This is a genomic window from Lactobacillus sp. UMNPBX12, assembly GCF_002553955.1.
In the GTDB taxonomy this organism is placed as follows: domain Bacteria; phylum Bacillota; class Bacilli; order Lactobacillales; family Lactobacillaceae; genus Lactobacillus; species Lactobacillus crispatus.
In genome coordinates, this window is the sequence record NZ_PCYY01000008.1 from 34,000 (window position 1) to 54,647 (window position 20,648).

Consider the following 20,648-nt stretch of genomic DNA (forward strand, 5'->3'; position numbering starts at 1 on the left):
TGATATGGATGAAAAAGATGTCAAAATTCTGCTAGTTGAGGATGAAGAAAGCGTCGCTAGCTTCGTCAAAACTGAATTAGAATTTGAGGATTACCAAGTTGTTTGGGCTGAAGACGGCAAAAAAGCATTAGAACTTTTTACTCAAGAAAAGCCAACTTTAATTTTGCTTGATTGGATGTTGCCAGTATATGATGGCATGACCGTGTTACGGCGAATCCGCAAGCAAAGTGATGTCCCTATTATTATGCTTACCGCCAAAAATTCTGCCTCTGATATAAGCTCTGCTCTTGATCAGGGACTAGACGACTACCTCACCAAACCATTTGAAATCGAGGAATTGCTGGCACGAATTCGGGTAGTCTTGCGAAGACTGGAAAAAATGCGGCAGCAAAATGACGTCCCTGATACTTCCCTAGAATTTGGTCCATTAAAAATTGATCTGCTTAAGCACGAATTTTACTGTGACACCGAGCAAATTTATCTTACTCCTAAGGAATTTGCCTTAATCACTGAACTAATGCGGGACCCCGAAAAAGTCAAAAGTCGTGACGAGTTGCTTGATACAGTCTGGGGATATGACTTTGTTGGTCAAACCAATACTGTTGATGTTTATATTCGAACTATTCGCAATAAAATAGGCGAGCCCTATAAGAAAATCATCAAAACTATTCGCGGCTTAGGTTATTGTTTAAGAAAATTAGATGATGAGCATGAAGAAAAATAATCCTCAAACAACTACGCAACAATTAACCCGTTTATTCGTTAGGCTATTTGTCGCTATTTTAATTCTGGTCAATTTGGCTTTTCTAATTATTTCATCGGCCTATATTTATTACCAAGCTGAACGGCAAAGTGAACAAGTTGTTGAAGCAGTAAAAGAAAATCTTGATTCAAAATATGACTGGTCGGCTATGCTGGATGCTTATTTGGCAAAACAAGACGATGATGCCATCATTTTAACCACCCCTCAAGGCAAAAGTTATTACTCTGAAAATGCTCACGAGACCTTTAAACAAATTAATCGCCAAAATCATTATCAAAACATGGTCTATTCCAATAAGCATATTTACTTCTTACGGACGGAAAACTCGCATGACTTTAAAATCAAGGTTGCATTAAACATTGATCGCTTATTTCATTTAATTATTTGGCTATTTGGGACAATGATTGTCATCAACTTAATCGCTATTCTGCTGAGCATCCCCCTTATTCGCCGTTTTGCCCACAAATGGAGTCGCCCAATTCAGGTAATGAATAATGAAATTCAAGAAATCCAGCAAGGTGCTTCAACTGAGCAAATCACAGTGCCGCAATAACCATTAGAGATTCGAAAATTAGCCCAGTCTTTTAACAATCTGCTAACTTTTCAAAAACAGGCCTTACAGCGTGAGCAACAATTCGTCAGTGATGCTTCACATGAACTCAAAACACCAATCGCCGCAATTCGAGGACACGTTAATTTAATCAGACGCCATGGTCAAGCCAAACCAGAAATCATCCCTAAGTCACTGGATTATATCGATACTGAATCAAAAAAGATGGAAATATTAGTCAACGATTTACTCACCTTAGGAAGAATCGAACGCAATACTGAAGTCGTCAAAATTGATTTGGTAAGAATTATTAATGAAGTAGTGTCAGAAATACAGTCAGTTTATCCACAAAAAATACAGACTGACATGCCACAAGAATTGAAATATCGTATTAATTCACTAGATTTTCACAACATTGTGCACAACTTAGTGGAAAATGCGGCAAAATATTCTCCTCAAGACAGCACTATTGTAGTTAAATTAGCTAAAAATAAAGGACAGGTCTCTTTCACAGTTGCAGACAACGGAATGGGCATTGCGCCAGAAAATCGCGAGAAGATCTTTCAACGTTTTTTCCGTGAAGACACGTCCCACTCCAATAAAGTTAAAGGATCTGGCCTAGGGTTAGCAATTGTCAAAGCTGAAGCTGATAAGTATCATGGTCAAATTAAAGTTACGGATAATAGTCCTCAGGGAACAATTTTTACAGTTTCTTTTCCTACAGAAAAATGAAGAAATCTTCATTTAAACTCTATTAAATCTTAGTTTTTTTAAGCCGCTTACCTAGTAAGATAAATATATCAAGTAAAGCAAAACAAAAATTATTAACGATTTTAGAGGAGAATTTTTTATGAAAACTATTAACTTAAAGAAAATTACTATTACCGGTGCAGCATTACTCGGCTTAGGAACTGCCGCAATTGCTACAATAAATTTAGCTAACGAAACTAATGTTGTGCAAGCTGTTTCAAGCAAAATTAAGGTTTCACAAAATACAGCTGTTAAAAAGTTTAAGGCAAAGTTCAAGACTGCCAAGATTGAATCAATCAGTTTAGATAAAGAAAATGGTCGCTACGTTTACGACATTGAAGGTTTCACTTCAAGCAAGGAATATGAAATGAAAATCAATGCTTCAACTGGCAAAACTATCTCATCGCATTCCGAAAAATTAGATCGCGATGAATGTGGCAAAAAGGCTTTAAGCTTAAGCAAGACAATTTCTCGCTCTACTGCTACTAAAATTGCTCAAAAAAGAGTAGCTGGAAAGGCAGTTGAATGGTCATTAGACCGGGAAGGTTCAAAGCATGTCTGGGAAGTAACCATCAGTAAGAATGGTCAAAAAAGTGAAGTTAAGGTTAACGCAATTACTAAAAAAGTAATTAGTGTTGACCGTGATTAATTACGAGAGGACATAGAATGAAATTTACTAAACTTACAAGTGTCGCACTACTAAGCGCAACTTTATTAACAACAGTAGTAGCTTGTTCTAAGCAAAACGACACTGCGACGACTACTCAAAAAAGTGTTACTTCCTCAAAAGTTACACACAATTCTGAGTCAGCAATGAGCAAACAAACTCAAAAAGATAATATTCAAATCAAATTAAGCCAGCAAGAAGCCATTGATAAATTCCATCAACAATTTAGTGGTAAGCAGCTTAAAAGTATTGAATTAAGTCGTGAAGGTAATCATTACCTTTACGAAATTGAGGGATTCGATTCAACCAATGAATACTCTGTTAATATCAATGCAGAAACTGGTCAAATTAGCCACGTTCATTCAGAAAAATTAGATCATGATGATCGCAATCAAAAGGCCTTGGCCCTCAGAGGTGCCATTAGCCGTGACGACGCTAGCCGCATTGCAGAAGAACACGTTAAAGGTACTAGTGAGGAATGGAAACTAGAACAAGATGAAGATACCGGTAAAACATACTGGGAAGTTACAGTTAAAAATGGTCATCAAGAAACAGACGTTAAAATCAACGCCCATACTAGGGAGATTATTTCAACTGAACACGATGATTAACGAATAAGAACACATAGAAAAAGGCACAACATTATTCTTCAAGTTGTGCCTTTTCGTATGTTTAATTTCTGGTCAATTTCTTCACTAACAGCCAATCAGTTTGTGGGTCACTCCCCACTTGGAAAGTGTGTTGACTCACTTTACTAAAACCATGCCGCTTATAAAAATGCTGTGCTGGTACATTTTTTTCATAAACGCCCAACCACATGTAGTCTTTACCTTCTTCACGCGCCGTTTTTTCCGCAAAATCAAGCAACACATTTCCTAAGCCACGATGTTGAAAACTAGAACGCAAATAAATTCGTTCCACCTCTAAGGCATTCTCACGCAAATGTTCTGTCTGTGCATCCCCAACATTGATTTTTAAATAGCCTGCTATTTCATTCTGCACCATTAAAAAGTAAAAACGACTATTCGGATTTTCAATTTCTTTGACTAACTTTACTGTTTCATAATCTTCTTCCAAAAAGCGTGCCATATCATTTGGTGCAGTGTAAGGATCAAAAGTCGCTTTAAAAGTTTCACGTGAAACTTTCTGTAATTTTTCAACATCACTTGTAGTAATAGGCTTAATTGTATAATCCATCAATATTCCCTCTTTCCACCATTTTTAACAAAGCGCCAGTTTTCGCTGGCATTGTCTTCTACAACCTTTAGTAAAGCAGTTAATTCCGCTCTTTGCTTTAAACTTAATCCTGATAAAACTAGTTCATTTGAGTAAGTATTTTCTTTTTCAATTTTTATTGCTAGTCGCTTACCTAAATCAGTCACAAACAGATGCTTAATCTTTTTATTCTGCTGGTCATTTTCTTTCCTAATCAGCTGATTTTGTTCCAGTTTTTTAATGCTACGCGCTGCCGTCGTCCGATCAACATTAAGCATCCCTGCTAGATGGTCAGAAATAATTCCCGGATTTTCTTTAATGCGGGCTAAATACAGGTACTGACCTCGATTCAATTGCATCTCTTTAAATTCAATATTAGCAATCGAATCAAGTGCTCGCGCAATAGTGCCAATTTGACGCAAAATATCTTCTTTCATGTTTTTCACCTAAAAACTATTATATTTAATTTTGTTGTAATTGCAGCAATAAAATATAAAAACTAAAAAAGGGATCGCTCCCTTTAGTTAATTCATCAATTTTTCTTTAGTTCATTTAGATCGACTACCTGATCAGCTAACTGCTTAACTTCATCTCTTAAGTGGTGAGTTACCATAATTACGGTTTTATCTTTTTGCGTCAAAATCAATCTTTCTAATTGTACGCTAGAAGCTTTGTCTAAGGCAGAAGTAGCTTCATCTAACAGATAAATTGGTGTATCACGCAGCAATGCACGTGCAAAAGCAACACGCTGTTTTTGCCCACCGGACAACTGTTTACCTTGGTCAGCTAAAACAGTATCCATGCCATCAGGCAACTTAGCAATTAGATCCTCTAATCCACATTCTTTGATCACTTCAGAAATTTTTGCTTTTGAAACTTGGCGTCCCAAAGTTAAATTCCACCCTAGAGAAGCAGTAAAAATATATGGATCTTGCTGCAAATATGTAATCTGATCATGCAAATCCTTATCTGAAATCTGGTTATATTCCACATCAGAAATTTCAATTTTCCCCTGATAATCTCTAAGTAAGCCAGAAATCAAATTCAGCAGAGTTGATTTTCCTGCAGCAGAGTCCCCCATCAGAATATATTTATTTTTCAGTTTAAAATTTAAATTCAAATTCTCAAAGATAGGCTTATCTTGTCCAGAATACTGATAAGAAACTTTATCCAATTCTAGATTGCTTAGTTTAAAATCAGCAGGCAAAGCTCCATCAACAGTTTTAAGCGGTATAGTCTTAAATTTTTCTATAATTGGTTTAACTGATTTGAATTCTTGCCAATTAAAACTAATCCCACTTAATTCAGCGAAAATTGTACTGGCAAAAAATTGTGCCCCACTGATGGTCCCGACTGGCGTTAATTGATGCAAAATCAACCAGCCTGTTTGCCCTAAAATGATAACTTGACTGATAAAGGCTAGACCATTGGTAATCGCCTGAGTTATCCCGGCTGTTTTACTATAATTTAGCGCATGTTTTTTAACATCATCAGAAGCGCCATTGATCTTTTTGACGATTGTTTGCGGTAAATTGGCAAGAAATAAGGTATTGAAGCCATTCAACACATCATTAATTGAATTAACCAAACGTTCATTGGCATGGGTATATTCTAATGACCTTTTGGCCAAAATTTTAGAAAACAAATTGGGAACCACTCCCATAATAATTGTCAAAATAATCACAGTGACCACAAGACTGACATTGAAGTACGCCAAAGTGAGCATACCGAAAACAATTTCACTGATTTGTCTAATGATCATCATGAAATCCTCGACACCAAAGTTATTAATGGTTGTAATGTCATTGGTCAGCCAAGAATTGTAAGTAGCTACCGTTTGTTGATGAAAGCCTGAATAACTCGTCTGTGATAGATCTTGCGCAATGTCATTTCTAATTAATTTATCCACATTTTGTGCCAAACGGGTTTGCTCAACATTGACTAGACAGTTAACAATCGCGTAAAAAATATAGGCACCGCCCATTAAGGCAACCCACATGAAAAAACGCTCAGCTTTTAATTTTGCAACTGCACTTAAAGCATTAGCGCTAGATATTCCGGCTAGTGTCAAAAAGCCTGCATTAATGACTATTAAAAATGTAACAAATAAAAATTCCCACTTTAATCTTTTAAAATATTGCAGTAATTCCATTGATTCTCCTTATATTAAAAATAATTAAATTAATAATACTATATTTATGTATTTATTCAATATTTTTTAATACTTTACTTAAATTACTGCAAAATTAAAAGGGATCGCTCCCTTCTCCTTTAATCTACATAAGCATACTTGTATGACCATTGTGTACCAGCAGTATTATGAATAAGGCCGTGAACACGCTTATTTTGTAAATATGCAGTTGTTTGTTGATATATTGGTGTAATTGCCTGATTGCCGTTTACGATCTTCGCCGCCTTAACTAAATCATTCCACCGCTTTTCTGGATTGTTTGCATCTTCATTACCAGCTTTTTTAACCAAATTATCGTATGTAGAATTAGACCACTTACCATAATTATATGAAGTGCCAGTCATTGGAATTTGCATAAAGGTCATTGGATCGTTAAAGTCGCCGCCCCAATGTGATAGATAAATATCAAAATTGCCTTGTTGTGCGCGTGAATCAGATGACTTTTCAGGGATATTCGTAATATTGATCTTAAGTCCCTTCAATTCCTTGGTCCATTGAGATTGCAAGTATTGAGTTAATTGATCACTATCAGCCTCATCATTTGAAGATAAGACATCAAAGGTTAAATTCTTTTGACCAATTTCCTGCAAACCTTTCTTCCAATACTTTTTAGCCAAGGCTGAATTATAATCAACTGTATTATTCACAGACTGTTCTTTAGCAAAATCCTCACCAGTTTTAGGATTTGAAGCTAAGTCATTTGCCACAAAACCTGTTGGCAAAGTTGAACCATTGCCTAAAACTTTTTTGGTTACAACATCGCGATCAATTGAAAGTGATAAAGCTAAACGAATATTTTTATTGTTTAAAGCTGCACGATTAATCTGATTTTTGTCTTTAAAATTGTAAAGTAAGAATCTAACAAGTGAATATGGATATTGAGTAAAGTCATTATTACTCTTTAAGTTCTTAACTTGCTCACTTGAAAGCGGAGTTAAATCCAGCTTACCTTGTTGATACATCTGATAACCAGTATTGTTGGACTTAACTACCTGATAATTAATCTTGTTCAACTTGACTACCTTCTTGTCCCAGTAATCATTATTCTTAACAAATGACCAGGTATCATTAGTTCCATTCCATCCTTTAATCTTGAAAGGACCTGAGTAGACTTGGTACTGAGCCTTAGTTGCGTATCTATTGCCATACTTTTTCACAACTTTTTCGTTTTGCGGCCCAAATAGTGGATAAGCCATCAATACTCTAAAGTAAGCGATCGGGCGATTTAACTTAACCACTACTGTCTTTTTATCCGGTGCAGAAATTCCTAATGCATTAGGTGATTTCTTTCCTGCAATGATTGCGTCAGCATTCTTCACGCCACTAAAAAGATAGGCATACGGAGAAGCGGTCTTAGGATTCAAGCTTCTTCTCCAAGAATAAACAAAGTCCTGCGCTACAATCGGATCACCATTGGACCACTTAGAATCACGTATCTTAAACGTCCAGGTCTTACCATCTTTAGATACGGTCCCAGTTTTAGCTAAGCCGGCTGTTGGCTTACCATTTTTACCAAGACGATAAAAACTTTCGAATACATTGCCAGTTTGACCAAATCCGGTAGACTTACTGATATCAATAGTATCTAATGGAGCTGTGGTGCTTAAATTTAAAGTGCCACTTTGAGCTGCCGACTTACTACTGCTATTGCCATTACCACATGCTGCAAGAAGCATTCCTAATGAAATAGTAACGACTCCTGCTAAAACTCCCTTTAGTTTCGACATAAATTTTCCTTTCTCAAACAAAAAAATGGGATGTACTCCAACACGGAATACATCCCATTAAGAACCACAACTTTTTAACTAGTTAATCAGTAATAGTCTTAAGATGAATCACCACATCAGAGCATGTCAAACAAATGCTGTTTGTACAACAACATTCAGTGTATTGACATTGCATTTGACGCTTAAACATGTGATTCATCCTCCTTCTTACTTTTGATAAGAATAATCATAATTTATTCGATCACGATTGTCAACAAAAATCTATTGTATAATTATAGAAAAATATTTGGAGGAATTTTTATGGAAATTATAAAATATGGTCCTTACACTCTTTTCACACTTATTGGAACAATCCTAACATTTATCGTGGCTATTGAGCATATCGGTATCTGTTTCTTAGAAATGTTTGGTAAACCTGAACAACAAGCTAAGGCTTTCGACATGGATATCAATTTTGTTAAACAAGAAGCTGCTCAAGTTTCACTAGCTAACCAAGGTATCTACAATGGGATGTTGGGTGTAATTTTGATCGTTGCTTTCTTTATTTTTCCTATCCCTATTCTTTTTAACGTATGGAAATTAATTCTAAGTTTGATTGTCATAGTAGCAATTTATGGCGGATTCACTGCAACTAAAAAAATCTTCCTAGTACAAATGCTACCCGCGCTTTTAGCATTAATTTTTCTTTTTGTTTAAAAATATTGCATTTTTGTACCAAAAGCCATAAGAAAATTTAAAACACCTAGTGATAAACTGTCACTTTGTGGTTATGTAATATATAATATCAGTAAACATATAGAACATAATAACGAGGTGGAATTCATGAGAAAATTTTTTATCATTACCAGCAGCATTATCACTGGGTTACTTGTTGGAATAATTGGGACAACGATCTATCTAAATAATCAGTCGTCAAAAGTAAGTAACTTTACCATTCGAACTACTAATTTAGCAGCTAAGCCGGAAACGATCAGCTATTCTAGCAATAACTTGCCACAGATTAATCTCTCACAGGATTCCGCCGTCCAGAAATTCAAATCATTATATACACATGCAGTAGTCAAATCGATCACGCTTAGTTTAAGTAAAGATATCTATGTTTATGACATAGTGGGTTATGATGACCGTAAAGACTGCACTATTCAGGTTGACGCAACTAATAACAAAATCCTAGGTCAATCTACGCAGGTGCTTGACTATGACTACGAAAAAGATGCGTCCTTGAACCTAAAAAAGACAATTTCACGCCAAGAAGCTAATGAAATTGCCCTAAAAGAATTTAGTGGAGGGACACCAATTTCATGGGAGTTAACTGATGACAATAATCACTCAATTTGGAAAGTTAAAATGATCCACGGTGAACACAAACATACCGTAAAAATTAATGCTAGAACAAAGGCTGTAATCTAAAATAATCCCCAACTTATGCACAAGTTGAGGATTATTTTCTTATCTTTTATCTAGGTTGACTATCTGCACGTGACTTGTAATCACCGTTTTCAGTACCAATAATTAGCTTTTCGCCATTCTTGATAAAATCAGGAACTTGCACAACTAAGCCAGTTTCCATAGTAGCAGGTTTACCACCACCAGCTACAGTTGCACCCTTAATCTCTGGTTGTGTTTCCTTAACGGTCATTTCAACAGTTGATGGCAATTCAATACCGATAATCTTGTTATCATCTGTAAAGTCCATATCAACCATAATGTTAGGCATCAAGAACTTAACGTCATCACCCAATTGATCAGCTGAAACTTCATATTGATCATAAGTATCAGTATCCATGAAAGTATAAGTATCACCTTCGCCGTAAAGGTATTGAGCCTTTTTCTTAGTTACTTCAACTAAGTCTACCTTTTCAGTTGGACGCATGGTCTTGTGGACAACTGCACCACTCTTAACGTCACGCAAATCCATTTGCATAACGGTATTACCCTTACCTGGCTTATGGTGGTTAGCCTTTAAAACTTTGATCAATTTGCCATCTTGGCTAAAAATCATACCTTTTTTCAAATTAATTGCTTGTACCATTATTTCTTCTCCCTTTAATTTAAACTTACCTTTCGACTAGTCTAAACACGCTGGAGGCAAAGCAAATTTTTTTATCAACAGTAAATAAATCGTATTCATAATACCTAGTATACCAAATTAGATGTGCAGCAGGTATATCCGATCAATCAAATGTCCGTCAGTCTTATGCAAAATCAGGCTAGCACGTTCCTTGGTTGGCGCAATATATTCACGCAAGTTGACCAGATTAACCATCTGCCAGGTTTCTTCAGCCAATTGAATTGCATCTTCCAGTGGTCCATTAGCCATTTTATAGTAAAAATTATCTGGCTTATTTTTATTTAATTTAAGTACTTTTCTAAAGCGTTGCATGTACCATTTTTCAATCAAATCTTCTTCAGCGTCAATATAAATTGAAAAATCGAAAAAGTCACTAGTCACAACTTGTCCACTCTCGGGCAATTGCAATGTATTAATTCCTTCAATAATCAATACATCAGGATTTTTTACATGACCATATTTTCCAGGTACTATATCGCTTAATTCTTGAGAATACAACGGATAAACAATATCGCTTTTGCCACTCAAGACATCACGCAAAAAGTTGCTAAGTAAAGCCATATCATAGCTTTCTGGAAAACCTTTGCGGGGCATTAAATTGCGCCGTTTTAATTCCTCATTAGGATAAATAAAACCATCCGTGGTCATCAAGTGTACCTTTAATTCTGGATAGGTTCTACTGAGCAACAATTGTAATAAACGCGCAGTGGTTGATTTGCCAACCGCAACCGAACCCGAAATACCGATGATAAACGGAGCTGGTGAAAAACTTTTATGCAAAAATTTGATTTGTGCTTTTTGCGCATTCTTTTTTTGTTGGTAAACTAAGTGTAAGTAACTGATCAAACTGGTATAGATCTCATGCACGTCGGTTAGGTCAATCACGTCTCCTAAAGACTTGATATCAGCTAATTCTTCTTTGGTAATATTGACTTTATCTAAAGGAGCTAATTTAGCCCATTCATTTCTGTTAAAACTCGTATAATTTCTCATATATCGTATCCATATTCCTTCTAAAACACTAACTTATTATAATAGAAAGCGCTAAAAATATGAAAAAAATAATCCTATTCGGCGATTCCATTTTTAACGGATATCGTAATGGTCAAAATACAAACCTAGTAACTAATTTATTTCAACAGGCACTAATTAATTATGCACAGGTGGAAAACATTTCTAAAAGCGGTGCTACCACAGTTGAAGGCGTCGATTATTTGGAGCAAATTCCCCCAGAACATGATCTAGTTGTTGTTGAATACGGCAATAACGATGCCGCAACAGCTTGGGGCATTAGTCCAGAAAGCTACGAAAAGAACTTGGCTCAAATCCTTAGTGCAGTAGGCAAAGCCATTGTTGTGGGATTGTGCAATCCCAATCCAGAAAGTGACATTTTTCAATATTATGGTGCTGAAAGACTCGATCTTTTTAACAATATCGCCCAAAAAGTCGCAAAGGCACATGGTGCACAATTTGTGGATATTTTACCTGCAATGAGAAACTTAAAAGACAAATCGACATATTATCAAGCCGACGGGCAACATTTAACTGATCAAGGAAATGAGTTTTTAGTTAATCAAATCGTGCCAGTAATCAAAAAAGACTTAGCCTAAGCCAAGTCCCTCTTCATCATCACATGTTCTACGCCGCCTTCATCAAACGGTTCGCCTACAACTTGATAGCCCAAGCTATCATAGAAAGGCTTTACCCGCATTTGGGCGTGACAGTAAACTGCATCAATCTTATTTTGCCGTAAAAATTTATGCACAGCTGTAATCATTTTCGATCCTAGCTGTTGTCCGCGCGCTTCTTTTGACACAGCAACGCGTCCTAGCATCCATTTACCATCTTCTTGAAACAGACGACAAGTCGCTAAGGCAGTCGTCTGTTTTTGATTGAGTAAATAAACCTGAACAGCAATTAGGTCCTCATCATCTAAATCTGGTAGAGTTATCTTCTGTTCAGCCACAAAAATCGTGTTGCGCAATCTTTCTACGCAATAGAATTCTCTAGCTGTCATTTCATCAATCTTTTTAAAAGTAAAATTATCTATCTTCATATTACTTGCCTAACCGACTATTGTTTCTGCCAAACCATTTTTCATTAAGTTTACGCAATTGACCATTTTTTTGCAATCTTGCTAAACCTTGATTGACCTTCTGACGCAAAGTTTTGTCTCCCTTACGCATCCCCACAGCGAACAAGTCCATTGGCACGCGATCATTCTGAATTACCTTGTATTCGCTACTTTTAGCCATGTGAGCAATATAATAGTCGGCATAAACTTCATCTAACAGAATTCCTTGAATTCGTCCTGCATTCAGATCCAAGTATGAGTTAGAGATCGTATCATATAAAACTGTTTTCTTAGCATGCAGCACGTCTTGTTTAGTTTCATACCACTGCTCTGCTGTTGAACCAGTTTGCATTCCTAATTCATAATTCTTCATTTGTTTAAATGAACTAATGCCACTATCTTTTTTCACAACTATAACCTGGCGATTACGTAAATATGGCTTGCTAAAAGCTACTTTTTTCTGTCGTTCTGACGTAATGCTGTAACCATTCCAGAGTAAGTCGATCGTACCGTTACGCAGCTCTGTAACGTTCATTGACCAATCAATCGTTTGAAAAGAAACCTTAATGCCATATTGTTTAAAGACTGCCTTAGCTAAGTCGATGTCATAACCCGTCAATTGGCCGTTTTTCTTTTCAAAACCCATTGGTACAAAACTATCGTCTAAGCCAATTACCACTTGCTTTTTTCTGGCAATCCTATTCCATGTATCTTGAGTATTAGCTTCTTTTTGTACGCTTTGGCAACCAGTTAAACATAATGTTAAGGCCAAGACGATACCTAAAATCCATTTTTTCATTGCCTAATCCTCGCTTAACGGTCGAACCTTGAGCATCTGATCCGCCACATTCTCTGCAAAATTCAAGTCGTGGGTGATAATCAGCTGGGTTAAACCCGATTTTTTTAAGCTTAAAATCATTTTCTCAACTTCTTTACGTAAATTAGGATCTAGCGCGCTAGTTGGCTCATCATAACAAAGAATCCGCGGCTTCATAGCCAAAGCTCTAGCGATAGCTACTCGCTGTTTCTGCCCACCTGATAACTCATAAGGATACTGCTGTTCACGCCCACTCATTTGTAGACGTTTTAACAATAATCGTGCATCCTGCTCTGCTTCAGTTTTACTCTTTTTTAATACCAAAGTAGGTGCCAAAGTGATATTTTGTAAAACGTTCAAATTAGGAAAAAGATTATAATCTTGGAAAACAACGCCAACCTTGCCTGAATCATAAGGTTTACCGTCAATCAAAATTTCACCGGCATCTTTTGTTTCCAAACCGGCAATAATTCTTAGTAAGGTGGTTTTCCCCGCTCCAGATGGGCCTACAATTGTCATAATTTCTCCATCTTTCAAGGTAAAGGAGATGTCACGCAAAATTTGGTGACCGTTAAATTCTTTGCTCAAATTTTTCACTTCTAACATATTCTCACCTCAACTACTTGTAATAAGAAAAGTGGTTTTCCAGCTTTTTCAAAACAAAAGCACAAATACCGATCAACAGTAGATAAATTACACCTACTAAAACTAACGGTACTAGCGTTACGTCTCTGGCCATTGCCACATTGCCGGCCCTAAGCAAATCACCTAAACCAATGACATAAACTAGCGATGAATCCTTTACCAAGTTAATTACTTCATTTCCAATTGAAGGCAAAACAATTTTTATTACCTGGGGAATAATGATCTTGGTCATCGTTTGCCAGCGGCTCAAGCGCAAAACTTTCGCTGCTTCAAACTGGCCTTCATCAATCGATTGGAAGCCGCCACGAAAAATTTCCGCAAAATAAGCCGCATAATTCAAAACAAAAGCAAACAAGGCTGCTTGATAGCGGGGAAAGACGATATGAATAATTGGTAAGCCATAAAAGACAAAGATCAATTGCAATAATAAGGGCGTGCCCCGCATAATCCAAACATAAAAGTTAACCAACCAGCGTAATGGTTTAAACTTACTTTTTTCACCTAATGAGACCAAAATTCCTAATGGCGTTGCTAAAATTAACGTCCAGAAAAAAATACTTAACGTCATGCCTGCTCCTGACAAAAGAGCGGGTAAAATTTCTGCAATATATTTTAATGACATACTCTCACCTTCATTTTTCTTTCCTAATAAAAAAGCCCTCTTAGGATTAACCTAAGAGGACGACTGCTCGTGATTCCACCTCATGTTCGCACCTGCTCACGCAGAAATGCCTCACTAGGTTGATTATTTTAAAAGAAAAACCCTCATAGCCAAACGGCTACGAGGGCGAATGTAATCGCGGTTCCACCTCATGTTTACAAATTGCTCACGCAACTTGCCTCAATAAGTTCAATAATCAACCTTTAGCTATAACGGGCTATCCCGGATTCTCCTACTTTTGTTCAGAAGACCAACTCACAGATGTGATTCATACTAGCAAATATCTTATTTCCACCAGCAAAGACTCTCTATTACTTTGACTAGTATTACTATTTCTGTTCTAAGTTGTTTTTAATGTTGAATAAATGTTAAATGATCTAGCAACTTTTGTCAATTATTTTTCTTCATAAGTATCTGGATCAACATCAAGCAATGGACTCTTTTCTCCAGTATAAATAATATCTAGCTTATACATTGCACGAGAGGTAATAGTATAAACAAGTTGAGTTTCATCCAATTTATGGTAAGCAGCTTTAGAGGCATCCCACATGACTACCGCATCAAATTCTAGTCCCTTAGCCAAGTAAGAAGGCACAACTAGAGTACCATCAACTAGTCGCTGATTAGCAGTCGCAATTAAGGTCGTGTTTTCACCTTTTTTAGCTAATTCTTCATGCACAAATTTAGCTGCAGCTAAGTCTTTGGTAATAACAGCTGTCGTACGCTTATTTTGTTCATTATTATGCAAAACGTTAACTAAAACATCAATTGCTTCATCATCGGTTTTTCTGCCCCAAATTATAGGCTTAGGACCTTTACGGTTAAAGGCTTCAATCTTTTCGCCTTGACGCAAAATTTGCTTGGTGAAATTGGTCAATTCCTTAGTTGAACGATATGATTTCGTTAATTGCACCACATCAGTTTTTTCAGGATCAAATAAGCCAGAGATCTGCTTAAGTAAGCTACGACTTTCATCCTTAGTAAAAATAGCCTGATTCAAGTCACCCAACATTGTAAACTTGGCCCGTGGGAAATTATACTTCAAGTAAGCTAATTGAAATGGAGTATAATCTTGAATTTCGTCAATGAAGGCATAACGCATCTCAAAGTCAGTCCTGCGACCAGTGATCATGTCATACAAATATAAGTAAGCTGAAACATCATTCATGGCAATATGGTGCTGCTTAAAGTTATTCTTAACTTCTTCCACATGAGCCAACCAATCATTTTCATCAATATTCCACTTAGATAGATCAACCATCTTAGGTACAGCTCGCAAAAAGCTCAGGTATTGTGCTCGCATATTCAAAAAGTGGTTGTGCAAAATACGCTTATGCACGCCCTTCAAGGCTGATAATACAATTTTTCTACCTAAAAAGGCCTCTTCCTTAGCCTCAGACTCAAATTCTTGATCAGGTCGATCATATAACTCATTTAATTCAGATTGGCTCATTCCTTCAATAGCGTGTGCCACCCAAGCCTTCTTAGTTTCTGGCGTAATCTTTCGATTCAACATCTTGATCAATTCTTCACGCGTTGCATCAATTCGGTTGGCCAACTTGTAATTTTCATTGAAAGAATAATAGATCTCCTTAATTTTTTCCTTATCAAAGTAAGGCTTCTTCTTATCACGGAAATAAATATTCTTGAAAATAACACCGCGCTTATTCAAGTGCTCTGCATAACGAGTTAACAAGTTAAAGAAATTAACTGAATCCTTAAACTTAGAAATATTGCTGTCTGCGGTTTGATCTTCAAACTGTCTGAACAAGTTTTCAACTTCCATACCTGGCAACCGTCGCGCAACGAACTGCCAGTAAGTCATTTGAACCATATTTTGTTCGCCCATTTCAGGCAAAACATTCTTAATATAGTCATTAAACAACTGGTTAGGACTGAACATGATTACATCACTTGAAGTCAGGTTGCCACGATAACGATAAAGCAAAAAGGCTATCCGCTGCAAAATCGCACTGGTTTTACCAGAACCTGCCGCACCCTGGACAAAAAGCAGATCTGCTTTGGTGTTTCGAATAATCTTATTTTGTTCGCGTTGAATCGTCGTTACGATTGACTTCATCTGCGTTGATGATTTTTCTGACAAAACTTCCAAGAGCATTTGATCACCGATTGACTCATCAGTGTCAAACATGTTCACAATCTTGCCATCTTCAATCATAAATTGGCGTTTCTTAGTCATATCAACTGTAATTTCACCTTCAGGCGAATTGTAAGAAACTTTACCCAATTTACCATCATAATAAATTGAAGATATTGGTGCCCGCCAGTCATAGATCAAGAAGTGATCGTCCTTGTCTGCAAAAGAACCTAGACCAATATAAATCGTCTCTGTTCGGTCCTCATTTTTTTCTTTAAAATCAACCCGAGCAAAATATGGTCGCTTCTCTAAACGCTCTACAGTCTCTAGCTGCTTAGCTGAATGTTGCCAAGCATGTTCACGTTCACTCAATAATTGTTGCTGCTGGTGGATTGACAGTGCTGTTTCCATTGAAGTGGAATAACCATCATAATCCAATTTAACATCGTCAAAAAAGTGTGAATTAAGCTCTCTTGCTTCGCCTTCAGCTGATTTGATAGATTTTTTTAAAGTTTTTTCGCGGTCCTTGATCTGACCCATAATATTATCAAGGTGCTTTTGTTCAAGTTCTTTTTCGTTTTTTTCAGTTTTGGCTGTAGCCATCTAATCACCTTTTCTTTAAAAATTCGCATACTATTTTACCATGAATAGCGCTTTCATAATAGTTTTCCTGCTCGTGAGAAAAATATAAATAAAAATTGATGAAAACTTTAACTTTAGAGACTATAATCTTGACATATTGGGGGTGATATATACATGAAAAGATTTTTTAAATTACTGAGAAATGTTCTCTTGCTTGCTCTTATCGCTCTTGGCGTTTGGACTTATCAGAACAATCCCAATATTCGTATCGCAACGCAAGACTCCCTAGCTACACTTAGCTATCGAATTAACGAACTTCTAACTAACGAAACGACCATTTCTCCCAATAACGAAAAAAAGACTACTAATATCAAAACTGACACAGATAAAACAGAAAATGACGATTCTTCAGACAATCGTGTATGGTCAAATCCTGAAGCTAAGGTTTATATCGATATTAGCAATAATGCTCAACTAAGATCAGCTGCAGTCAATGCAATGAACGCTTGGAATCGTACCGGTGCTTTTACTTTTCACCAAATAAATGATAAAAAAGACGCTCAAATCGTCATTAATACAGTCGATAATAGCGACACTAATGCCGCAGGAGAAACAGCAACTACCTATAACCCTGCTACAGGACATTTGTTAAAGGCCACGGTCAACTTGAACCGTTACTATTTGCAAAACGAATGGTATGGTTACAGTTACAATCGAATCGTTAATACTGCTGAACACGAATTAGGCCACGCAATTGGCTTAAACCACACTAATAATGTCTCAGTCATGTACCCAAAGGGTTCGATCTATACGATTCAACCGCAAGATATTAAAACTGTTAAAAAGATCTACCACGAAAATAATTAACTTTAAAAGCTCACCTCTTTTTTCTACAATAAAGTGTGAGCTTTTTACGAGGAGAAAAATATGAAAAGAATTTATATCGTCCGTCACGGTCAAACTTATATCAATCGCTACAATAAGATGCAAGGTTGGTGTGACACACCATTAACTACACCAGGAATTGAAGGCGCTGAAGAAGCTGGTAAAGCTTTAAGCGAAGTACCTTTTGACATTGCATTGTCTAGTGATCTTAAGAGAGCAAGTGATACCTGTGAGATCATCATGAAATATAACGCCAACAAAGACGAATTGCAGCACATCGCTAGTCCATTTTTCAGAGAACAATTCTACGGCTACTTCGAAGGAATGGATTCCGAAATGGCTTGGCGAATGATTGGTGGCAGTCACGGCTACGGAACACGGCAAGAAATGTTTGCTCATGAGAGCATCGATACTATTAAGGATTGGATTAAAGAAGCCGATCCTTATCACCAAGCAGAAAACGCTGAAGAATATTGGGCTCGTCTTGATGATGGTTTTAAATTAATCAGTCAATTGGATGGCGCTGAAAACATTCTGCTAGTTACTCACGGCTTCACTATTAGAAGTCTCTGGTATCGTTATGGTGACCATATTCCTTTGGTTCCAGGTCCTAAGAATGCTTCAATCACTATTTTGACAATGAGTGAGAAAGGCGAAATTAAGATACCTAAGTGGAATTTAATGCATTTATAGCAAAATAAGATTAGGCGAATCGGGCCTAATCTTATTTTGTTTGTTTAATTATTTTTGCAAAACAATATTCTTATATAGCTTCACTGTTATTAAAAAACTTCCTACTATTTTTAACAGTAGGAAGTCTTACTCTAACTAATCTTTAGTCACTTGTTTTAGTTTTTATTAACTTGCAGTCGCCCAAAGTCTGAATCAATTGTTTGCCATCTTTTTGGTGGAAAACAGCGTTTTGATACGACAATCGTTCTTTCTTTTTACTCTTATCTTTATACTTTTTAATAAAGGTTACTTCATAGTTAATCCGACTATAATTACGCTTACCTGGTAAAACAGAGAGCACCTTGATCTTTACACTTAATTTCTTGATACTCTTCTTTTTATGCCATTCCTTTAGTTGCTTAGCAATCTTCTTATAGTCTGGATTTTCTTTTCCATTTTCAAAGTCATCTGCATTTGGCGACTTAAGGGTGTTGTACAATAGCTTAGCTGCATCCCCAACCTTAATCAAGCCAGGCCAAATCGGGTTAACAATATAGTCACCTTCTGCATCCTGATAGACATCTTTTTCGCCATTGCCTTGATATTCAGCAGTACCATCATAATCAGTGACGTCATCCTCACTATTAGAAAATTCTGAACTAATCGATTGCGACAAATCCGTTACCCTTTCGGACTTAATAGTTTGACCATCTGCCTTACTCTTAATATAGATTTCCATTCGCTTAGCAATCGGATAATCCTTGAAAGTATAGCTACCATGCTGGTTCAATTTACCCGCCTTACGATCATTGATATAGATCGTACCATTAGGAACGCTGCGCACTTGGAAAGTGGCCGTTTTGATCTTCATATCAACAGTCTTATCTGACCAAATGTTAACAATCGAATCAGCATCTAAATGGCGACCATTAACCTTAGATTTAACTAATATATGATAGCGACCAGGAAAGACCATACCTAAATCTTGATAGTAATTCTGGTTGCCACCTTCCATTTCACCATAATCCTTTTGGTTAACCGTCAAAGTTGAATTAGCGTGATTGGTCTTCACCTGTGGGCGATATACTTGTATCCACAACTTATATTTTGGAAAAAGCAAAAAATTGCGTCCATCTTGAATCAGTCTGATTTCACCATGATCGCGATTATGACGCAAATTATAGGCTAAACGTTTAGCTGCACTGTGATGCTCTTTAAAGTAATTTTGAAGCGGCTTCAGCGATTTATCTGTCACATCCATATCAGGCGTTGAAGCCGTGACATACTGAGCCAGCTCAGTTTTAGGATCCTGCATTTTAGCTACAATGCGGTCAATTTGACGTTCTTTAGTGTAATAAAAATTGCCAATTAGCCATGCAATACCAATTAACAGGATAATAACTCCCGATATCCAAATTTTCTTATGTTTTTTCATTGATCAAAACACCTTTTCACAAATCCTTTTAACTTAGATTAACAAGTTGATCAAAAAAAGCAAACATCTTTTGTTCACAAATCAAGACGAAGTTCTTATTATATTTAGTAGCATTATTTTATTTTGGAGGGGATTGCACAGTGGAAGTAAATTTTGATTTTGTAAAAAATAGCAGCTTCAAGGAAGCCTTTCCTACCGCTGAAAAAATCCACAAATTATACACAATTGATGATTATCGTGACGTTATTTCAAATTCACGTCTTCTATTAGAGAGTCTAATCAAAAAAATTTTTAAGTTAGAAAATCTCAGTCCATATTACACAGTTCATGATGGCGAACACCGTAATTTGCGTAATAATACACATTATTTACGCAATGAACTAGATTACCCTCTTTCGATCATGGATTTATTTGACGAAATACGCCGCATGGGCAACGCTGCTGTCCACGATAACCAAATTGAACCAGATCAAAAGCAAGCCTGGCACTGTATTTGTGATTTACACGATATTCTTGTCTTTTTAATTAACAGCTATGACGGTCAAGACCTATATTATTTGCGTCCCGATATTGCGATGGAAGCACAAACTGATGAAGACCATTATTATGTGCGCCAAAATAAGCAACCAAAAATAATGAAATTGCATGATCATCAAAATACTAAGAAAAAACAGTCCGCATCTGCACCAAAAAAGGCGAAACATGTTAAACATTTTTCCAGTAAACAGCATATAGAGCAAACTAACTCTGCGTCACAAACGAAAACTACTCCTTCTACTAAAGACAATTGGTTAAGAAAAATTAAAGAACTCTTTCACCATGATTAGTTATATTGACAATATGTC

At 36.5% G+C, this 20,648-nt stretch carries 21 protein-coding genes, 1 pseudogene and 1 other annotated feature; of the genes and pseudogenes, 10 read left to right on the plus strand and 12 right to left on the minus strand.

The window, feature by feature from the left end; translation table 11 throughout:
- The first annotated feature begins 4 nt into the window (after positions 1–4).
- From CP363_RS04635 to CP363_RS04650, 4 genes and pseudogenes are all read left to right on the plus strand, one after another.
- Positions 5–724: a response regulator transcription factor gene (locus CP363_RS04635; RefSeq protein WP_098035896.1), complete on the plus strand. Its 720-nt coding sequence runs from the start codon at positions 5–7 to the stop codon at positions 722–724.
- A pseudogene (locus CP363_RS04640) lies at positions 711–2,045 on the plus strand (ATP-binding protein). The gene CP363_RS04635 and the pseudogene CP363_RS04640 overlap by 14 nt, the downstream one beginning before the upstream one ends.
- Before the next feature lie 118 nt (positions 2,046–2,163).
- The gene (locus tag CP363_RS04645; protein WP_098035897.1) at positions 2,164–2,712 is read left to right on the plus strand and encodes a PepSY domain-containing protein; all 549 of its coding nucleotides are present in this window, start codon (positions 2,164–2,166) and stop codon (positions 2,710–2,712) included.
- A 17-nt stretch (positions 2,713–2,729) separates the two neighbouring features.
- A complete protein-coding gene (locus CP363_RS04650) occupies positions 2,730–3,341 on the plus strand; it encodes a PepSY domain-containing protein (RefSeq protein WP_089148097.1) in 612 nt (203 codons plus the stop codon).
- A gap of 61 nt (positions 3,342–3,402) precedes the next feature.
- Here the strand turns inward: CP363_RS04650 and CP363_RS04655 are convergent, their stop codons facing one another.
- From CP363_RS04655 to CP363_RS04670, 4 genes are all read right to left on the minus strand, one after another.
- Positions 3,403–3,927, minus strand: coding sequence for a GNAT family N-acetyltransferase (locus CP363_RS04655; RefSeq protein ID WP_057726739.1), 525 nt, complete (start codon positions 3,925–3,927; stop codon positions 3,403–3,405).
- A complete protein-coding gene (locus CP363_RS04660) occupies positions 3,927–4,382 on the minus strand; it encodes a MarR family winged helix-turn-helix transcriptional regulator (protein WP_098035898.1) in 456 nt (151 codons plus the stop codon). The genes CP363_RS04655 and CP363_RS04660 overlap by 1 nt, the downstream gene beginning before the upstream one ends.
- 95 nt (positions 4,383–4,477) lie before the next feature.
- The gene (locus CP363_RS04665) at positions 4,478–6,097 is read right to left on the minus strand and encodes an ABC transporter ATP-binding protein (protein ID WP_060462227.1); all 1,620 of its coding nucleotides are present in this window, start codon (positions 6,095–6,097) and stop codon (positions 4,478–4,480) included.
- 119 nt (positions 6,098–6,216) lie between these two features.
- Positions 6,217–7,863 (minus strand): peptide ABC transporter substrate-binding protein, encoded by a 1,647-nt coding sequence (locus CP363_RS04670; protein ID WP_089148005.1) that lies wholly within the window; start codon positions 7,861–7,863, stop codon positions 6,217–6,219.
- Between the two features lie 300 nt (positions 7,864–8,163).
- Here CP363_RS04670 and CP363_RS04675 point away from each other — a divergent pair, with 300 nt between their 5' ends.
- On the plus strand, positions 8,164–8,559 hold the full coding sequence (locus tag CP363_RS04675) for a DUF1304 domain-containing protein (protein WP_013086828.1): 396 nt from the start codon (positions 8,164–8,166) through the stop codon (positions 8,557–8,559).
- 126 nt (positions 8,560–8,685) lie between these two features.
- A complete protein-coding gene (locus CP363_RS04680; protein WP_023488332.1) occupies positions 8,686–9,273 on the plus strand; it encodes a PepSY domain-containing protein in 588 nt (195 codons plus the stop codon).
- A gap of 46 nt (positions 9,274–9,319) precedes the next feature.
- Here CP363_RS04680 and efp read toward each other — a convergent pair whose 3' ends face one another.
- The gene (gene efp, locus CP363_RS04685) at positions 9,320–9,895 is read right to left on the minus strand and encodes an elongation factor P (protein WP_005723909.1); all 576 of its coding nucleotides are present in this window, start codon (positions 9,893–9,895) and stop codon (positions 9,320–9,322) included.
- 117 nt (positions 9,896–10,012) lie between these two features.
- Positions 10,013–10,927, minus strand: coding sequence for a type I pantothenate kinase (gene coaA / locus CP363_RS04690; protein WP_098035899.1), 915 nt, complete (start codon positions 10,925–10,927; stop codon positions 10,013–10,015).
- A gap of 59 nt (positions 10,928–10,986) precedes the next feature.
- Between coaA and CP363_RS04695 the strand changes: the two genes are divergently transcribed.
- Complete coding sequence (locus CP363_RS04695) at positions 10,987–11,544, plus strand: SGNH/GDSL hydrolase family protein (protein ID WP_005725650.1); 558 nt, start codon at positions 10,987–10,989, stop codon at positions 11,542–11,544.
- On the opposite strand, the gene CP363_RS04700 is transcribed toward CP363_RS04695, so the two are convergent.
- The 5 genes from CP363_RS04700 to helD form a co-directional block, all read right to left on the minus strand.
- A complete protein-coding gene (locus CP363_RS04700; protein ID WP_089143443.1) occupies positions 11,541–11,990 on the minus strand; it encodes a GNAT family N-acetyltransferase in 450 nt (149 codons plus the stop codon). The two genes, CP363_RS04695 and CP363_RS04700, sit on opposite strands and share 4 nt — an antisense overlap.
- Before the next feature lies 1 nt (position 11,991).
- Positions 11,992–12,807 (minus strand): amino acid ABC transporter substrate-binding protein, encoded by an 816-nt coding sequence (locus tag CP363_RS04705; protein WP_089147258.1) that lies wholly within the window; start codon positions 12,805–12,807, stop codon positions 11,992–11,994.
- Between the two features lie 3 nt (positions 12,808–12,810).
- On the minus strand, positions 12,811–13,431 hold the full coding sequence (locus CP363_RS04710) for an amino acid ABC transporter ATP-binding protein (protein WP_023488342.1): 621 nt from the start codon (positions 13,429–13,431) through the stop codon (positions 12,811–12,813).
- A gap of 13 nt (positions 13,432–13,444) precedes the next feature.
- Positions 13,445–14,092: an amino acid ABC transporter permease gene (locus CP363_RS04715; RefSeq protein WP_089143440.1), complete on the minus strand. Its 648-nt coding sequence runs from the start codon at positions 14,090–14,092 to the stop codon at positions 13,445–13,447.
- 158 nt (positions 14,093–14,250) lie between these two features.
- Positions 14,251–14,483 (minus strand) — a binding site (T-box leader).
- A gap of 42 nt (positions 14,484–14,525) precedes the next feature.
- A complete protein-coding gene (gene helD, locus CP363_RS04720) occupies positions 14,526–16,832 on the minus strand; it encodes an RNA polymerase recycling motor HelD (RefSeq protein ID WP_013086836.1) in 2,307 nt (768 codons plus the stop codon).
- Between the two features lie 153 nt (positions 16,833–16,985).
- Between helD and CP363_RS04725 the strand changes: the two genes are divergently transcribed.
- Complete coding sequence (locus CP363_RS04725) at positions 16,986–17,678, plus strand: M57 family metalloprotease (RefSeq protein WP_005727351.1); 693 nt, start codon at positions 16,986–16,988, stop codon at positions 17,676–17,678.
- 60 nt (positions 17,679–17,738) lie between these two features.
- On the plus strand, positions 17,739–18,389 hold the full coding sequence (locus tag CP363_RS04730; RefSeq protein WP_089150047.1) for a histidine phosphatase family protein: 651 nt from the start codon (positions 17,739–17,741) through the stop codon (positions 18,387–18,389).
- A 142-nt stretch (positions 18,390–18,531) separates the two neighbouring features.
- Here the strand turns inward: CP363_RS04730 and CP363_RS04735 are convergent, their stop codons facing one another.
- Entirely contained in the window at positions 18,532–19,803 is a 1,272-nt protein-coding gene (locus CP363_RS04735) for a hypothetical protein (protein ID WP_089146076.1), read from the minus strand.
- Positions 19,804–19,943: 140 nt separating this feature from the next.
- Between CP363_RS04735 and CP363_RS04740 the strand changes: the two genes are divergently transcribed.
- Positions 19,944–20,630 carry a DUF4145 domain-containing protein gene (locus CP363_RS04740; protein ID WP_057726746.1) on the plus strand — a complete coding sequence of 229 codons (687 nt, stop codon included), beginning with the start codon at positions 19,944–19,946 and terminating at the stop codon, positions 20,628–20,630.
- The last annotated feature ends 18 nt before the right edge of the window (positions 20,631–20,648 follow it).

Coding starts and splice junctions, on each gene's coding strand:
- CP363_RS04715 (WP_089143440.1), bottom strand. CDS start 14,092: ATGTCATTAAAATATATTGCAGAAATTTTACCCGCTCTTTTGTCAGGA.
- CP363_RS04705 (WP_089147258.1), bottom strand. CDS start 12,807: ATGAAAAAATGGATTTTAGGTATCGTCTTGGCCTTAACATTATGTTTA.
- CP363_RS04635 (WP_098035896.1), top strand. CDS start 5: ATGGATGAAAAAGATGTCAAAATTCTGCTAGTTGAGGATGAAGAAAGC.
- CP363_RS04695 (WP_005725650.1), top strand. CDS start 10,987: ATGAAAAAAATAATCCTATTCGGCGATTCCATTTTTAACGGATATCGT.
- CP363_RS04655 (WP_057726739.1), bottom strand. CDS start 3,927: ATGGATTATACAATTAAGCCTATTACTACAAGTGATGTTGAAAAATTA.
- CP363_RS04645 (WP_098035897.1), top strand. CDS start 2,164: ATGAAAACTATTAACTTAAAGAAAATTACTATTACCGGTGCAGCATTA.
- efp (WP_005723909.1), bottom strand. CDS start 9,895: ATGGTACAAGCAATTAATTTGAAAAAAGGTATGATTTTTAGCCAAGAT.
- CP363_RS04710 (WP_023488342.1), bottom strand. CDS start 13,431: ATGTTAGAAGTGAAAAATTTGAGCAAAGAATTTAACGGTCACCAAATT.
- CP363_RS04665 (WP_060462227.1), bottom strand. CDS start 6,097: ATGGAATTACTGCAATATTTTAAAAGATTAAAGTGGGAATTTTTATTT.
- helD (WP_013086836.1), bottom strand. CDS start 16,832: ATGGCTACAGCCAAAACTGAAAAAAACGAAAAAGAACTTGAACAAAAG.
- CP363_RS04680 (WP_023488332.1), top strand. CDS start 8,686: ATGAGAAAATTTTTTATCATTACCAGCAGCATTATCACTGGGTTACTT.
- CP363_RS04730 (WP_089150047.1), top strand. CDS start 17,739: ATGAAAAGAATTTATATCGTCCGTCACGGTCAAACTTATATCAATCGC.
- CP363_RS04725 (WP_005727351.1), top strand. CDS start 16,986: ATGAAAAGATTTTTTAAATTACTGAGAAATGTTCTCTTGCTTGCTCTT.
- CP363_RS04700 (WP_089143443.1), bottom strand. CDS start 11,990: ATGAAGATAGATAATTTTACTTTTAAAAAGATTGATGAAATGACAGCT.
- CP363_RS04660 (WP_098035898.1), bottom strand. CDS start 4,382: ATGAAAGAAGATATTTTGCGTCAAATTGGCACTATTGCGCGAGCACTT.
- CP363_RS04735 (WP_089146076.1), bottom strand. CDS start 19,803: ATGAAAAAACATAAGAAAATTTGGATATCGGGAGTTATTATCCTGTTA.
- CP363_RS04670 (WP_089148005.1), bottom strand. CDS start 7,863: ATGTCGAAACTAAAGGGAGTTTTAGCAGGAGTCGTTACTATTTCATTA.
- coaA (WP_098035899.1), bottom strand. CDS start 10,927: ATGAGAAATTATACGAGTTTTAACAGAAATGAATGGGCTAAATTAGCT.
- CP363_RS04675 (WP_013086828.1), top strand. CDS start 8,164: ATGGAAATTATAAAATATGGTCCTTACACTCTTTTCACACTTATTGGA.
- CP363_RS04650 (WP_089148097.1), top strand. CDS start 2,730: ATGAAATTTACTAAACTTACAAGTGTCGCACTACTAAGCGCAACTTTA.